This window comes from Pseudomonas mandelii, from assembly GCF_024138395.1.
Lineage (GTDB): Bacteria > Pseudomonadota > Gammaproteobacteria > Pseudomonadales > Pseudomonadaceae > Aquipseudomonas > Aquipseudomonas mandelii_E.
In genome coordinates this window covers 1-15,804 of the sequence record NZ_JAMYDU010000011.1, presented here as the reverse complement: position 1 = coordinate 15,804, position 15,804 = coordinate 1, and the positions used below count along the sequence as shown (strand labels likewise).

At 58.3% G+C, this 15,804-nt stretch carries 12 protein-coding genes and 1 pseudogene; 2 read left to right on the top strand and 11 right to left on the bottom strand.

Translation table 11 applies throughout. The features are described 5' to 3' along the window. Nucleotides 1–2: 2 nt before the first annotated feature. Both NHU87_RS17320 and NHU87_RS17315 read right to left on the bottom strand, forming a co-directional pair. Nucleotides 3–896, bottom strand: a complete 894-nt coding sequence (locus tag NHU87_RS17320; protein WP_253551060.1) for a glycine betaine ABC transporter substrate-binding protein — start codon at nt 894–896, stop codon at nt 3–5. A gap of 20 nt (nt 897–916) precedes the next feature. Further along, on the bottom strand, nt 917–1,633 hold the full coding sequence (locus NHU87_RS17315; protein WP_253551058.1) for an ABC transporter permease: 717 nt from the start codon (nt 1,631–1,633) through the stop codon (nt 917–919). Between the two features lie 489 nt (nt 1,634–2,122). On the opposite strand from NHU87_RS17315, the gene NHU87_RS17310 reads away from it, so the two are divergent. Next, nucleotides 2,123–3,706, top strand: a complete 1,584-nt coding sequence (locus NHU87_RS17310) for a peptide chain release factor 3 (protein ID WP_223516427.1) — start codon at nt 2,123–2,125, stop codon at nt 3,704–3,706. A gap of 328 nt (nt 3,707–4,034) precedes the next feature. Continuing rightward, the gene (locus NHU87_RS17305; protein ID WP_253551056.1) at nt 4,035–4,247 is read left to right on the top strand and encodes a hypothetical protein; all 213 of its coding nucleotides are present in this window, start codon (nt 4,035–4,037) and stop codon (nt 4,245–4,247) included. Nucleotides 4,248–4,429: 182 nt separating this feature from the next. On the opposite strand, the gene NHU87_RS17300 is transcribed toward NHU87_RS17305, so the two are convergent. The 9 genes and pseudogenes from NHU87_RS17300 to NHU87_RS17260 form a co-directional block, all read right to left on the bottom strand. Beyond that, nucleotides 4,430–5,401 carry a peptide ABC transporter ATP-binding protein gene (locus tag NHU87_RS17300; RefSeq protein ID WP_253551054.1) on the bottom strand — a complete coding sequence of 324 codons (972 nt, stop codon included), beginning with the start codon at nt 5,399–5,401 and terminating at the stop codon, nt 4,430–4,432. After that, nucleotides 5,401–6,369: an ABC transporter ATP-binding protein gene (locus NHU87_RS17295; RefSeq protein ID WP_253551052.1), complete on the bottom strand. Its 969-nt coding sequence runs from the start codon at nt 6,367–6,369 to the stop codon at nt 5,401–5,403. Before NHU87_RS17295 ends, NHU87_RS17300 begins: the two co-directional genes overlap by 1 nt. Nucleotides 6,370–6,379: 10 nt before the next feature. Beyond that, a complete protein-coding gene (locus NHU87_RS17290; protein ID WP_253551049.1) occupies nt 6,380–7,291 on the bottom strand; it encodes an ABC transporter permease subunit in 912 nt (303 codons plus the stop codon). A gap of 10 nt (nt 7,292–7,301) precedes the next feature. Beyond that, the gene (locus NHU87_RS17285) at nt 7,302–8,312 is read right to left on the bottom strand and encodes an ABC transporter permease subunit (protein WP_007900379.1); all 1,011 of its coding nucleotides are present in this window, start codon (nt 8,310–8,312) and stop codon (nt 7,302–7,304) included. Between the two features lie 73 nt (nt 8,313–8,385). Next, on the bottom strand, nt 8,386–9,981 hold the full coding sequence (locus NHU87_RS17280; protein ID WP_253551047.1) for an ABC transporter substrate-binding protein: 1,596 nt from the start codon (nt 9,979–9,981) through the stop codon (nt 8,386–8,388). 75 nt (nt 9,982–10,056) lie between these two features. Further along, on the bottom strand, nt 10,057–11,490 hold the full coding sequence (locus NHU87_RS17275) for an OprD family porin (RefSeq protein ID WP_253551045.1): 1,434 nt from the start codon (nt 11,488–11,490) through the stop codon (nt 10,057–10,059). A gap of 172 nt (nt 11,491–11,662) precedes the next feature. Continuing rightward, a complete protein-coding gene (locus NHU87_RS17270; RefSeq protein ID WP_253551043.1) occupies nt 11,663–13,264 on the bottom strand; it encodes an ABC transporter substrate-binding protein in 1,602 nt (533 codons plus the stop codon). 301 nt (nt 13,265–13,565) lie between these two features. Continuing rightward, nucleotides 13,566–15,191: an ABC transporter substrate-binding protein gene (locus NHU87_RS17265; RefSeq protein ID WP_253551041.1), complete on the bottom strand. Its 1,626-nt coding sequence runs from the start codon at nt 15,189–15,191 to the stop codon at nt 13,566–13,568. 257 nt (nt 15,192–15,448) lie between these two features. Next, nucleotides 15,449–15,615, bottom strand: a pseudogene (locus NHU87_RS17260) (ABC transporter substrate-binding protein); the annotation flags it as partial. Nucleotides 15,616–15,804 lie beyond the last annotated feature (189 nt).

The following is a 15,804-nucleotide window of genomic DNA, read 5'->3' as shown; positions in this document are numbered from 1 at the left end:
CCTCAGTTGATGGGGTGCTGGCGCAGGAAATCTGCAGCAACGGATGAAGGGCTTTCATGATCGACATCGACCCGCGCATTCAGCTGACGCATGGTGGCGTCGTCGAACAGTTCGGCCAGCGGCTTGAGCTCTTCGGCGAGTTTCGGGTGGGCCTCGAGGTAAACCTGACGTACCACTGGCGCGGCGGTGTAGTCCGGGAAGTAATGCTTGTCGTCTTCCAGCAATTTAAGCTTGAAGGCGTTCAAGCGACCGTCGGTGGTGTAAACCAGACCAGCGAAGACCTGGCCATTGCGCAGCGCGGTGTAGACCAGCCCGGCGTCCATCTGGCGGATGTTGTTGCGGGTCAGGTTCATGCCGTAGAGATCCACCATGCCATCGAGACCGTCGGAGCGGTTGGCGAACTCGGTGTCCAGGGCGACGAGGTGATTGGTCTTCGCCTCAGCCTGCAGCACCGTGTTCAGCTCGCTGATGGTGTTGATCTGCGGATACGCTTTTGCGGTGTTTTCCGGCAAAGCCAGGGCGTAGGTGTTGCTGAATTTCGACGGGGTAAGCCAGACCAGGCCTTTTTTCGCGTCGAGTTCTTTCACCTTGGCGTAGGACTGGGCGCTGTCGAGCTTTTCAGTGACATGGTTGTAAGCCACCAGCGATACGCCGGTGTATTCCCACATCAAATCCAGCTGACCACTTTCATGGGCGCTGCGGGCCAGGTTGCTGCCCAGACCACCGGTCACCTGGGTGTCGTAACCCTTGGCGAGCAGGTATTGGGAAGTGATTTCCGCCAGCAGGGTTTGTTCAGTGAACACCCGGGCGCCGATGCGAATCACGGGTTTTTCAGCGGCTTGGGCAAATCCTGCGAACAGCAGAACGCAGCCTAGTAAAAAGCTAAATGTCTTCATGAATATTCCTTTGCCGAGGCTTAAGACGGGCGCAAGCCGCGTTCGAGCCAGAGGCGGCTGGCGAGTGTCACCAAGCCGTCGAGCAGCAAGGCCAGCAGGGCGGTGCACGCCGCGCCGAGCAGCAGTTGCGGCTGATTGTTCAGGGCGATGCCGGGGAAAATCAGGCTACCCAGGCTGTTGGCGCCGATCAGGAACGCCAGCGGTGCGGTACCGACGTTGATCGCCAGCGCCACACGCACACCACCGATGATGATCGGCACGGCGTTCGGCAGTTCGACCCGCCACAGCACCTGAGTCGGTGTCATGCCGATGCCGACGGCGGCTTCCTTGAGCGATCCCTGGACGTTTTTCAGCCCTTCATAGGTGTTGCGCACAATCGGCAACAGTGAGGCGAGGAACAAGGCGAAGATCGCCGGGCCGCTGCCGATGCCGAGGATACCCAGGGCGATGGCCAGTACGGCGAGAGGCGGCACGGTGTTGCCGATGTTGAAGATCTGCATGAAGCGTTCGGCGCGGCCGACCATGGTCGGGCGGCTGAGGAAGATACCGGCGGGTATGCCCACTACAAGGGCGGCCAGCATGGAAACGAGGACGAGAATCAGATGAGCTTGCAGGTAAAACAACAAATCGTCGCGGTACTGTTCGATCGTGTTGATGCCAATCCAGTGGATCAGCAGGGCCAGAAGGGCGATTACCAGCGCGCCTCCTATCAGCCCTTTGCCATAGTGGATAGCCACAGGCGGACTCCTTTTTTCAGTCGGCGGACACCGCTTCGTGTGGCAATGCCATTCCTGGCTGCCGAAGTCAGTGTTCGCGAAAAGCAGCTCTATCAGTGCCGGTAAAACGGCATGAAATCGAGCCATAAGCGCAGCCTCGTCAGGCTAACTTGCTGATTTTTCAGCCCCTGGTACGAGTGCCGTAACAGGGGAGTGGACGCCTCCACCTTTTAAAAGGTTCCATAATTAGCAGCATTTAGCCAGCCCGCATCTCGGTTTACCCATGTAGCAGCTGTCGAGCTCGCGAGGCGGCGTTCGGCGGCGCAGCCGTCGTCGAGTGGAAGCGCGGGGGTCTATCTGATACACCGCAGCGTCTGGTTTTACGACGGCTTCGCCGCCGGACGCCGCCTCGCGAGCTCGACAGCTGCTACAGGGCGAACGGTGGTCTGTAGATGTCGTTTTGAGCTATACTCGCCGCCCTTTTTTGAATCACCTGCCAGGCGATTTCCCATGACCAAACAGGCCGCCGAAGTCGCGAAACGCCGCACTTTCGCCATTATTTCCCACCCCGATGCCGGTAAAACCACCATCACCGAGAAACTCTTGCTGATGGGCAAGGCGATTGCGATTGCGGGCACGGTGAAATCTCGCAAATCCGACCGCCATGCCACCTCCGACTGGATGGAAATGGAAAAACAACGGGGTATTTCCATTACCACGTCGGTCATGCAATTCCCGTATCGCGATCACATGATCAACCTGCTCGACACCCCGGGCCACGAAGACTTCTCCGAAGATACCTACCGCACCCTGACAGCGGTGGACTCGGCATTGATGGTCCTCGACGGCGGTAAGGGTGTAGAGCCACGGACCATCGCGCTGATGGACGTCTGCCGTCTGCGTGACACGCCGATCGTCAGCTTCATCAACAAACTCGACCGTGACATCCGTGATCCGATTGAACTGCTCGACGAAATCGAAGCGGTCCTGAAGATCAAGGCTGCACCGATCACCTGGCCGATCGGTTGCTACCGCGATTTCAAGGGTGTTTACCACCTCGCCGACGATTACATCATCGTCTATACCGCCGGCCACGGCCACGAGCGCACCGATGTGAAAATCATCGAGAAGCTTGACTCCGATGAAGCTCGCGCGCATTTGGGCGATGAGTACGATCGCTTCGTTGATCAGCTGGAACTGGTGCAGGGCGCCTGCCACGAATTCAATCAACAGGAATTCCTCGACGGCCAACTGACGCCGGTGTTCTTCGGTACCGCACTGGGCAACTTCGGTGTCGATCACGTGCTCGACGCCGTGGTCAACTGGGCACCGAAACCGCTGGCCCGTGTCGCCAACGAGCGCACGGTGGAACCGGTTGAAGAGAAATTCGCCGGCTTCGTGTTCAAGATCCAGGCGAACATGGACCCGAAACACCGCGACCGCATCGCCTTCATGCGTATCTGCTCCGGCAAATACGAAAAAGGCATGAAAATGCGCCACGTACGCACCGGCAAAGACGTGCGGATCGGCGATGCTCTGACGTTCTTCTCTTCCGAGCGTGAGCAACTGGAAGAAGCGTTTGCCGGCGACATCATCGGCCTGCACAACCACGGCACCATCCAGATTGGCGACACCTTCACCGAAGGCGAAGTCCTGGGCTTCACCGGCATCCCGCACTTTGCCCCGGAACTGTTCCGTCGCGTGCGTCTGCGCGATCCGCTGAAATCCAAGCAACTGCGTCAGGGCCTGCAACAACTGGCCGAAGAAGGCGCCACTCAGGTGTTCTTCCCCGAGCGCAGCAACGACATCATCCTCGGCGCCGTCGGTGTGCTGCAGTTCGACGTGGTCGCCAGCCGTTTGAAAGAGGAATACAAGGTCGAGTGCTCGTATGAGCCGATCACTGTCTATTCCGCGCGCTGGATTGATTGCGACGATAAGAAGAAGCTTGAAGAGTTCCGGATCAAGGCCGTGGAAAACCTTGCGGTCGATGGTGGCGGTCATCTGACCTACCTGGCACCGACGCGAGTCAATCTGGCGTTGATGGAAGAGCGCTGGCCGGACGTGAAATTCCGGGCGACGCGTGAGCATCACTAAGCGCTGAGCCGTAACACCAAAAGCCCCGATGCGAAAGCTGCGGGGCTTTTTTTTTCGCCCGACTCGGTCAACATGTGGGAGCGAGCTTGCTCGCGATGGCTGACTGTCAGTCGACACAGTTTTTGAATGAAAGACCGCTATCGCGAGCAAGCTCGCTCCCAGAATAATAATGGTTCGGCATAACACGTATTCCAAACCAATCTCTTCGCCAACGGGATTTTCTGCTACCCGGTAGCGTCCTGTCTGGAGAACCCGGTCAATCGGAACTAAATTTCACTCAGTACCTTTCAGGCATCCACGCGTCACCCAAGAAAGGATGGAATCGGCTATGAGTATTTATCAACGAATTGTGATGTTGCTTAAGGTTTTGGTGATGTTGTCCCTCGGCACGTCGGCGGTGGCATGGGCAGAATGTGAGAACCATGAAAAACAGGCTTTGAACGGCCAAGGCGTGCACAGCGAACTGATGATCGCTGCGACCGAAGCAGACGAGGACGACCCAGACGTCGATGAGGAAGACGAGGAAGACACGCAAACGTAAATGACGGACAAAAAAACCCCTCCTGCCGGACTGATGTGCAATCGAAGCAGAAGGGGTTGGTTGAGCAGCACAATCCCTGTGGGAGCGGGCTTGCCCGCGAAGACGGAGTGTCAGTCACCACATATGTTGGATGTGCCGGCCTCTTCGCGGGCAAGCCCGCTCTCACAGTATTTTTTGTTCCTTTAATCCAGGAATTGCTCGGCGTAGTGGCAAGCCACCTGGCGGGTGTCGACCAGGCGCAGGAGCGGTTCTTCCGTGGTGCAGCGCTCGGTCGCGTATGGGCAGCGCTTGTGGAAGGCGCAGCCGGACGGCGGGTTCAGCGGGTTGGGCAATTCACCGACGATCTTGATTTTCGGCTTGTCCGGATCCGGATGGATGGTCGGCGTGGCCGACAACAGCGCTTGGGTGTACGGGTGCAGAGGGCGGGTGTAGATATCCTCTTTCGGGCCCATTTCCACCGGGCGACCGAGGTACATCACCATCACGTGATCGGCAACGTGACGCACCACGGCCAGGTTGTGGGAGATGAACACGTAGGCGGTGTTGAACTCTTGCTGCAAATCCATGAACAGGTTCAGCACCTGCGCCTGAATCGACACGTCCAGCGCCGAGGTCGGTTCGTCCGCGACCAGCACTTTCGGTTGCAGCATCATCGCGCGGGCCAGGGCGATCCGCTGGCGCTGACCGCCGGAAAACATATGCGGATAGCGCTGGTAGTGTTCGGGACGCAAGCCCACCTGTTTCATCATCGCCTGGACTTTATCGCGACGTTCCGCGGCGCTCAGGTTGGTGTTGATCAGCAGTGGCTCGGCGAGCTGATCACCGACTTTCTGCCGTGGGTTCAGTGACGCGTACGGGCTCTGGAACACCATCTGCACGTCTTTGCGCAGCTGCTTGCGCTGGGCCTTGTCGGCACCGGCGACTTCCTGTCCGGCGATTTTCAAGGAGCCGGAGGACGGTTCTTCGATCAGCGTCAGGGCACGTGCCAGGGTGGATTTGCCGCAACCCGATTCGCCCACCACGGCGAGGGTTTTGCCGGCTTCCAGTTCGAACGACACACCGTTGAGGGCGCGCACGGTCGCATGACCCTTGAACAGGCCACGGGACACTTCGTAATGACGGGTCAGGTCGCGGGCGGTTAGTACGACGGCCATTACGCCACCTCCTGATTCAACGGGTAGAAGCAGCGGGCGAGGCTGTTGCTTTTCGGGTCAAGGGCCGGACGCTGGGTGCGGCAGTTGTCCTGCACGTAGGGGCAGCGCGGCGACAACAGGCAGCCTTGCGGGCGGTCGTAGCGACCGGGAACGATGCCCGGCAGCGTCGACAGGCGCGCGGCACCCAGGCTGTGTTCCGGAATGGCCTTGAGCAGTGCTTCGCTGTACGGGTGCGCCGGAATATCGAACAGTTGTGGCACCTGACCGACTTCAACCGCTTGGCCGGCGTACATCACGCACACGCGCTGGGCGGTTTCGGCCACGACTGCGAGGTCGTGGGTGATCAGCACCAGGCCCATGTCCTGCTCTTTCTGCAGGGCCAGCAGCAGGTCCATGATCTGCGCCTGAATCGTTACGTCGAGTGCGGTGGTCGGTTCGTCGGCGATCAGCAGTTTCGGTTCGCCGGCAATCGCCATGGCAATCGCCACACGCTGGCTCATACCGCCGGAGAGTTGATGCGGGTAGGCGTTCATACGGCTGGCGGCGCCCGGGATTTCCACTTTTTCCAGCAGTTCGATGGCGCGCTTGCGGGCGTCCTTTCTGGACATTTTCAGGTGCAGGCGCAGCACTTCTTCGATCTGGAAACCGACGGTATAACTTGGGTTCAGCGCGGTCATCGGGTCCTGAAACACCATGGCCAGGTCTTTGCCGACGATTTGCCGACGCTGACGGTTGCTGAGCTTGAGCATGTTCTTGCCGTCGAAATTCAGGGCGTCAGCAGTGACGATCCCCGGATGCTCGATCAGGCCCATCAGCGCCATCATGGTCACGGACTTGCCGGAACCCGATTCGCCAACGATGGCCAGCACTTCGCCCTTTTCCACGGTAATGTCGAGACCATCGACCACCGGAACGGCGTTGGCGTCGCCGAAGCGAACGTTGAGATTCTTGATTTCTAACAGTGACATTTGAATCTCCTCAGGCGGCGTTCTTGAGTTTCGGGTCCAGCGCATCGCGCAGACCGTCGCCCATCAAGTTGATTGCCAGCACGCTGAGCAAAATGGTCAAACCAGGCAGACTCACCACCCACCAGGCGCGTTCGATGTAGTCACGAGCCGAAGCCAGCATGGTGCCCCACTCAGGGGTTGGCGGTTGTACGCCAAGGCCGAGGAAGCCCAGTGCTGCGGCATCGAGAATCGCCGAGGAGAAACTCAGGGTGGCCTGAACGATCAGCGGCGCCATGCAGTTGGGCAACACGGTGACAAACATCAGGCGTGGCAGACCGGCACCGGCCAGGCGCGCAGCGGTCACGTAGTCGCGGTTCAATTCGCCCATCACCGCGGCGCGGGTCAGACGAACGTAGGACGGCAACGAAACCACGGCGATGGCAATAATGGTGTTGATCAGGCCAGGGCCGAGGATGGCGACAATCGCCACCGCCAGCAGCAGGGACGGCAGGGCCAGCATGATGTCCATCAGACGCATGATGGTCGGGCCGAGCACGCGCGGAAAGAACCCGGCGAACAGCCCCAAAAGGATGCCCGGAATCAGCGACATCACCACCGACGACAAGCCGATCAGCAGGGACAGGCGCGAACCGTTGATCAGCCGCGACAGCAGGTCGCGACCCAGTTCATCGGTGCCGAGCAGGAACTGGATTTGCCCGCCTTCCAGCCAGGACGGCGGGGTCAGCAGGAAGTCGCGGTATTGCTCGCTTGGGTCATGCGGTGCGACCCATGGGGCGAAGATCGCGCAGAAAATAACCAGCAGCATGAACATCAGGCCGGCGACGGCCCCTTTGTTCTTCGAGAATGCTTGCCAGAATTCTTTGTACGGGGATGGGTACAGCAGGCTTTGATCGACTGGTACCGGTGTAGTGAGAGTGGTCATGGTCTTGATCTCAGCGCTGATGACGGATGCGTGGGTTGGCAAAGCCGTAGAGGATGTCCACCACGAAGTTGACCAGAATCACCAGGCAGGCGATTAACAGGATGCCGTTCTGCACCACGGGATAGTCCCGTGCGCCAATGGCTTCGATCAGCCATTTGCCGATGCCGGGCCAGGAGAAAATGGTTTCGGTCAGGACCGCGCCGGCCAGCAGCGTGCCGACTTGCAGGCCGACCACGGTCAGTACCGGAATCAGCGCGTTACGCAGGCCGTGAACGAACACCACTCGCGAGGGCGACAGGCCTTTGGCGCGGGCGGTACGGATGTAGTCTTCACGCAGCACTTCGAGCATCGACGAACGGGTCATCCGCGCGATTACTGCCAGCGGGATGGTACCGAGCACGATGGCCGGCAGGATCAGGTGATGCAGGGCATCGAAAAACGCCCCGACGTCATCGGCCAGCAGCGTATCGATCAGCATGAAACCGGTGCGCGGCTCGATATCGTAGAGCAGGTCGATCCGACCGGACACCGGGGTCCAGCCCAGGCTCACCGAGAAGAACATGATCAGAATCAGGCCCCACCAGAAGATCGGCATCGAGTATCCCGCCAGGGAGATGCCCATCACCCCATGGTCGAACAGGGATCCTCGTTTGAGTGCCGCAATCACCCCGGCCAGAAGGCCCAGGATGCCGGCGAACAACAGGGCGGCCATGGACAGCTCCAGGGTCGCGGGAAATAGAGAGCTGAACTCGGTCCAGACGCTTTCACGGGTACGCAGGGATTCACCAAGGTCGCCGTGGGCCAACTTGCCGATGTAGTCCAGGTATTGGGCATACAGCGGTTTGTTCAGACCAAGGCGTTCCATTGCCTGGGCATGCATTTCGGGGTCGACCCGACGTTCGCCCATCATCACTTCCACGGGGTCGCCAGGAATCATGCGAATCAACGCGAAAGTCAGCAAGGTGATGCCGAAGAACGTGGGGATCAATAACCCCAATCGGCGGGCAATAAAACTAAACATCGTGTGGTGTACCTCATCAGCCGGTTAGGCGTGCCCGGCAGCGCTGGGGTCAGCGATGCCGGGCGTTTCTTATCTACTTCACCTGGGTGGTGGCGAAGTTATTAGTGGTGAGGGGGCTAATGTGATAGCCCTCTACATTGGTGCGCATCGCGGTGAACATACGGGTGTGCGCCATGCTGATCCACGGCTGGTCCTGATTGAAAATGGCCTGGGCCTGTTCGTAGAGCGCCGTGCGTTCGTCCGGGTTCACTTTAGCCCGTGCTTCGTCGATCAGTGCCTGGAACTTTTCATTGCACCAGCGAGCGTAGTTTTCGCCGTTCTTGGCCGCTTCGCAACTGAGCATAGGCGTCAGGAAATTATCCGGGTCGCCGTTATCGCCAGCCCAACCGGCGGACACCATATCGTGCTCGCCGTTTTTCGCGCGCTTGAGCATTTCGCCCCATTCCATGACACGAATATCGACCTTGATCCCGACCTTGGCCAGGTCGGCCTGCATCATCTGCGCGCCGAGCATCGGGTTCGGGTTGGTCGGGCCGCCGCCGTTACGGGTGAACAGGGTAAACGTGGTGCCTTCCGGTACGCCGGCTTCCTTGAGCAGGGCGCGAGCCTTGTCCAGATCACGCGGCGGGTTGGTCAATTTGTGGTTGTAGCCCAGCAGGGTGTCCGGGTACGGATTGACCGCCACCGTCGCATTGCCTTTGCCGAACAGCGCGTTGACGTACGCAGCCTTGTCGAAGGCGATGTCGATGGCTTTACGCACGCGCACATCACTCATGTACTTGTGCGAGGTGTTCATTGCGATGTACGAAACGGTCATCGCATTGAGTTCATCAACCTTCAGGTTGGTGTCTTTCTTGATGCTCGGGATGTCATCCGGTTTCGGATACAGCGCGATCTGGCATTCGTTGGCCTTGAGTTTCTGCAGGCGCACGTTGTTGTCGGTGGCGATCGCCAGAATCAGCGAATCAGCTGGTGGTTTGCCGCGGAAATAGTCCGGGTTGGCCTTGAAGCGGACTTGAGCGTCCTTGGCGTAACGCTGGAAGACGAACGGGCCGGTGCCGATTGGCTTGTTGTTCAGGTCGCCGGCCTTGTTGGCCTTGAGCAACTGGTCGGCGTATTCGGCGGAGTAGATCGAGGAGAAGGCCATGGCGATGTCGGCCAGGAACGGCGCTTCACGGCGAGTCAGGGTGAATTTGACCGTGTTGTCGTCGACTTTCTCGACGCTTTTGAGCAGCTCTTTGAAGCCCATGCTTTCAAAGTACGGGAAACCTACACTCGACAGTTTGTGCCATGGGTGTTTCGGGTCCAGTTGACGCTGGAAGCTCCAGACCACGTCGTCGGCGTTCATGTCGCGGGTCGGCTTGAAGTAATCGGTGGTGTGAAACTTGACGCCTTTGCGCAGGTGGAACGTGTAGGTCAGACCGTCGTCGCTGATGTCCCACGACTCGGCCAGAGCCGGGATCACTTCAGTGGTGCCGGGCTTGAAGTCCGCCAGACGATTGAAGATGGTTTCGGCCACCGCATCGGCTGTGACTGCAGTCGTGTACTGGACCATGTCGAAGCCTTCCGGACTGGCTTCGGTACAGACCACCAAGGGTTTGGCCGAGACGCCAACGGCGACACTCAGCAACGCGGCAGCGATGGCCGCTCGTAGGGGAAGCATTTTCATCTAGAGCCCTCTGCAATCGGTGGAACAGAAAAGCCAGACGGCCGACTCATCATGAGTCAGCCGCTGGCATGCGTTTTACAAAATGTTGAACGGGATAGTGGTCACGAGACGGAACTCGTTAAGGCTGCCATCCGCCTGGTTTTCACTGGCACGGTGTGCGGTGTAAGTCGCGCGAATAGCGGTGGCCTTGAGGGGGCCGCTCTGTACGGCATACGAAGCACCGATGCCGTATTCATAGTGATGTTCGCCATCCTGGTTCTGGATACCGTCATAACCCTTGTCCGCCACGCCGCCGTTGCCGGTGTAGTGAGTGCCGTCGATGCCCCAGCCGCGAGCCTGGTAGATGTTGAACTTGAGGCCCGGCACGCCGTATTCGGCCATGTTCAGGCCATAGGCGATCTGGAAGGACTTCTCGTTCGGGCCGTTGAAGTCCGACAGCAGGGAGTTGGCCAGGTAGATGCCGTTGGTTTCGTGCAGGTAGTCGAAGTACTCGTTACCGTTCACTTCCTGATAGGAGAAGGTCAGGCTGTGAGCCTGGTGAGTCAGGCCGAACGACAGGGAGTAGGTGTCGTTGTCGATCTTGCCGATGAGGGCTTTGCCTTCTTCCTGGGTTTTGTAGTAGTTCAGGCCGGTGGTCAGGCTCAAAACCTGGCTGTCGCCCAGCACATGACTGGCGCCGAAGTAGTACTGGTTCCAGATGTCTTCGGCCTGGGTCGCCCAGACGCTGGTGGTCAGGCTGGCAAATGGCGTGTAGGTGATGCCGGCTGTGTTGACGTGATCGGTTTCAACGATGCCATTGGCGTATTCGGTGCGGAACTTGCGCTGGCTTTGTTCGGTTCGCGGAGAATTGCGATCGAATGTACCGAGGTCGAAGCTAAGGTTTTCCAGTTCTTCGCTGTGCAGGCTCACGCCCTGGAAGCTCGAAGGCAGCGCACGGTTACCGATGACGTCGACCATCGGGCTGCTGAAGTTCTGGCGGCCGGCGGTGAGGGTGGTGTTAGACACACGGGCCTTGACGTTGGCCAGGCCCAGCTTGCTCCACTGGCCGACGGCGTCGCCACCTTCTTCGGTCAGAGTACGGTTGTTGCCCGCGCCAGAACGGGTGCCCGGTGCGCCGCCGTTATTGGATGCCAGATCCTTGCGGTCACGATCCAGAGCGATGGCGTTGTAGGCCGCCACTTCGGTGCTGAAACCCACGGTGCCTTCAGTGAAGCCCGAGTTGTACTTGAGGATGGTGCCTTGCAGCCAGTTGATGCGACGGTCGGTCTGGCGAGTTTCACCACCCTGACGGTAGTTGAGCTTGGCGCCCCGCTTGAACTGTTCGTTGGCATACCAGTTACGCGTGGTGCCGCTGATCGATTGGCCTTCGACAAAGCCGGTCGCTTCGCTTTGAGCACTTTTCTCTTTCACGGTAACCGGGGTGAACGCCTGGCTCTGAGGTTCTGCGTAAGCCGTGGCGGTCACGCTGCTGATGGCCAAGGCCAATAACGCGGTGCTGCTCAGTTTCATGGGTGAAGCTCCTTACTTTCTTTTTTTTTAATGCCGGTCTTTTTCGGTGATCCGACTATTTGGTTAGAACTCATGCAGGCATCGCAAACGTTTGCTATAGGCCGGATTGGCGAATTACGGCAATACGCTTGCGTGAGGGCGGAATTCCGCCCTCAGCGTTTTGGCTAATCGGTTATTGGTCGATACTGACGCCCGAGAACACGTTACGGCCGAAAGGACTCACCTTGAATCCTTCAACTTTGGCGCTCAACGGCTGGTTGACCGTCGAGTGGGCGACCGGCGTGATCGGCACCTGCTGCTTGAGGTACTGTTGCGCCTGTTTGTAGAGCACGGTGCGCTGGTCACGATCGGTGACGACCTTGGCCTGCTTGATCAGCTTGTCGTAAGCCGGATCACACCACATCGAGTAGTTGTTGCCGCCAATGGCATCGCAGCTGTACAGCGTGCCGAGCCAGTTGTCCGGGTCACCATTGTCACCGGTCCAGCCGATCAGGCTGATGTCGTGTTCGCCGTTCTTGGTGCGTTTGATGTACTCGCCCCATTCGTAGCTGACGATCTTGACCTTGAGGCCGATCTTCGCCCAATCCGCCTGAAGCATTTCGGCCATCAACTTGGCATTGGGGTTGTACGGACGCTGAACCGGCATCGCCCAGAGGGTGATTTCGGTGCCTTCCTTCACACCGGCAGCCTTGAGCAGCTCCTTGGCTTTTTCCGGGTTGTAGGCGGCGTCTTTGATGGTGTCGTCGTAGGACCATTGGGTCGGCGGCATGGCGTTTTGCGCCAGTTGACCGGCGCCTTGATAGACGGCGTTGAGAATGCCTTGCTTGTTCACCGCCATGTCCAGCGCCTGGCGCACTTCGAGCTGGTCGAACGGTTTGTGCCGTACGTTATAGGCGATGTAACCGAGGTTGAACCCGGGTTTCTCGATCAGTTGCAGTTTCGGATCGTTTTTCAGCGCGGTCACATCGGCCGGGCGCGGGTGCAGGGTGATCTGGCATTCATTGGCCTTGAGCTTCTGCACGCGCACCGAGGCGTCGGTGTTGATGGCGAAAATCAGGTTGTCGAGCTTGACCCGGCTCGGGTCCCAGTACTGCTTGTTGCCGCTGTAACGGATGTTGGAATCTTTCTGGTAGCTCTTGAACACGAACGGGCCAGTACCGATCGGCTTCTGGTTGATCTCGCTCGGCTTGCCGGAGGCCAATAACTGGTCGGCGTATTCGGCGGAGAGGATCGCGGCGAAGCTCATGGCGATGTTCTGGATGAAGGCGGCGTCGACGCTGTTGAGCGTCATCACCACGGTCAGCGGCCCGGTCTTCTCGACCTTGGCGATGTTCTTGTTCAGGCTCATCCCGTTGAAATACGGGAACTCGGTTGGATAAGCCTTTCGGAAAGGTTGCTGCGGATCGAGCATGCGATTGAAGGTGAACAGCACGTCATCGGCGTTGAAATCGCGGGTCGGGGTGAAGTATTTGGTGGTGTGAAATTTCACCCCTTCGCGCAGGTGAAAAGTGTACTTGAGGCCGTCCTCGGAAATATCCCAGCTGGTGGCCAGGCCCGGTACGACGTTGGTGGCGCCTTTTTCAAACTCTGCCAATCGGTTGTACAGCGGCTCGGCGGCATCGTTATCGGTTGCCGTGGTGTATTGCGCGGTGTCGAAACCCGCCGGGCTGCCTTCGGAGCAGAACACCAGGCTGTTACTGGCGGCCTGGCTAATGGAAGTGACGGCCAGCAGGCCGGTGCCCAGCAATGCGGATAAAACCAAGGTATGGCGCATGACACTCCCTCTTGTTTAGTGTTTTATCAATGAGCCCGTCCCGTTCAGGGACGCTGAGGCTTCATTGATCTCAAACCATCGCGTGCAGCGATTACCGAGAGCCCACGCATGAACTGGTCAGATCCCGACGGTATGAGCCGTGGGTCTGGCAGTAAATGTGTAGAGTCTGAAAGACTCGTAGGAAAAGGCGACGCGTCCTAAACCTCTGCTGCGGTACGCGGCGGATTTAGCTGTCAGGTAATTCCTACTTTCTCGGCAGATAAAGCAACGGCGACGTGAATGACGTCGCCGTTGCCAAACCTTATTTGCTGACGCTGACGCCGTAGAAGGAGTTCAAGCCAAACGGGCTGATCTTGAAGTCCTGCACGTTGTTGCGCATGGGTTGGAACACCGTCGAGTGAGCGATAGGTGTCATTGGAACGGCATCTTTGAGGACGTGTTGCGCCTGTTTGTACAGTTCAGTGCGCTTGGCCTGATCAGTCGTGCGCTTGGCTTCTTTAACGATGCCGTCGAACTTCTTGTCGCACCATTTGGAGAAGTTGTTGCCCTGCAACGAGTCGCAACCGAACAGCACGTTGAGCCAGTTATCCGGGTCACCATTGTCGCCGCTCCAGCCAATCAGCATCGCGCCGTTTTCGCCGCCCTTGGAGCGCTTGATGTACTCGCCCCACTCATAGGTCACGATCTTGGCCTTGATACCGATCTTCGCCCAGTCGGACTGCAGCATTTCGGCCATCAGCTTGGCGTTCGGGTTGTACGGACGCTGAACCGGCATCGCCCAGAGGTTGATCTCGGTGCCTTCCTTGATGCCGGCTTCCTTGAGCAGCTCTTTGGCTTTCTCAGGGTTGTACGGCGCATCCTTGATGGTGGTGTCATAAGACCATTGGGTCGGTGGCATGGCGTTGACCGCCAGTTGGCCGGCGCCCTGGTAAACCGAGTCGATGATCTGCTGTTTGTTGACGGCCATGTCCAGTGCCTGACGCACTTTCAACTGGGCCATCGGGTTCGGCTGATCGCTGCCCTTGATCTTGTCCATCACGTTGTAGGCGATGTAGCCCAGGTTGAAACCAGCCTGGTCAGGCACCTTCAGCGTTTTGTCTTCCTTCAGCGCCTTCAAGTCGGCCGGACGTGGGAACAGAGTGATCTGGCACTCGTTTTTTTTCAGCTTCTGAATACGCACCGACGGGTCGGTGGTGATGGCGAAGATCAGGTTGTCGATCTTCACATCGTCAGGCTTCCAGTAGTCCTTGTTCCCGGTGTAGCGGATGTTGGAGTCTTTCTGGTAGCTCTTGAACACAAACGGGCCAGTACCGACCGGCTTCTGGTTGATGTCGGCGGCTTTGCCTTCCTTGAGCAGCTGGGCAGCGTACTCGGCGGACTGGATCGAGGCGAAACTCATGGCCATGTTCTGAATGAACGCGGCATCAACTTCTTTGAGGGTGAACTTGACGGTATGGTCGTCGACTTTATCGATCTTGGTGATGTTGGTGTCCATCCCCATGTCGGTGAAGTACGGGAATTCAGTCGGGTACGCCTTACGGAACGGGTCATCCTTGTTAATCATTCGATTAAAGGTGAACAGCACGTCGTCGGCGTTGAACTCACGAGTTGGCTTGAAGTACGGAGTGGTGTGGAACTTGACGCCATCACGCAGGTGGAAGGTGTAAGTCAGGCCATCATCGGAGATGTCCCACTTGGTCGCCAGGCCAGGAATAACAGCGGTGCCGCCGCGCTCGAACTGGGTCAGGCGGTTGAACATGGTTTCTGCAGAGGCGTCGAAGTCGGTTCCGGTGGTGTACTGACCAGGGTCGAAACCGGCCGGGCTCCCTTCGGAGCAAAACACCAGGTTAGTCGCAGCGACGGCGAAAGGTGCGCTGGCTAATAAGCTTGCGCCGACTAAAAACGGAATGACCGCGTGTTTAAGCATGGTGGCCTCATGATTGTTGTCATTTTTGGAATTAGAGGACGACCTCGTGAGTCGACCTGCGGATACTTATGCAGGGGCCATACCCAATGCAAGATCCTGAATGGCCACAAACCTTAAACAGTGGCACGAACGTACCTTAATGTCGCATATGTATAAATACGTGCGCATTTGACCGTTTGCGCAGGTTTTTTACGGTGCAAATCGCGCACCGGCAAGGGGCAGCCGAGGCGTTTGGCGCACCGGGTTGGCGCCTGGTGTTACTTATTTATACCCACTCCATAGAAGGGAGTAAGCCGAAAGGGCTGATCTTGAAGTCGGTGACTTCCTTGCGCAGTGACTGGAACACTGTCGAATTCGCAATCGGTAATCGGCGCCTGTTACTCGAGAGTTGCTGTGCCTGTTGGTACAGTTTGACCCGCTGCTGGCTCGCATCGAGTGGCGAGGGGCGGGACATACCGCTTCATTGTAGGAGCGAGGCTTGCCCGCGAAGACAACCTGACAGCCGACCAATTTCTCTCAGGCGTACGCTGACCCAGTGTGGGAGATTCTATGTTGCAGGACAACCCCGCAACTTCAGGTCGGCTGGTATTCGCTCTGATTTTTCATCAGGGCA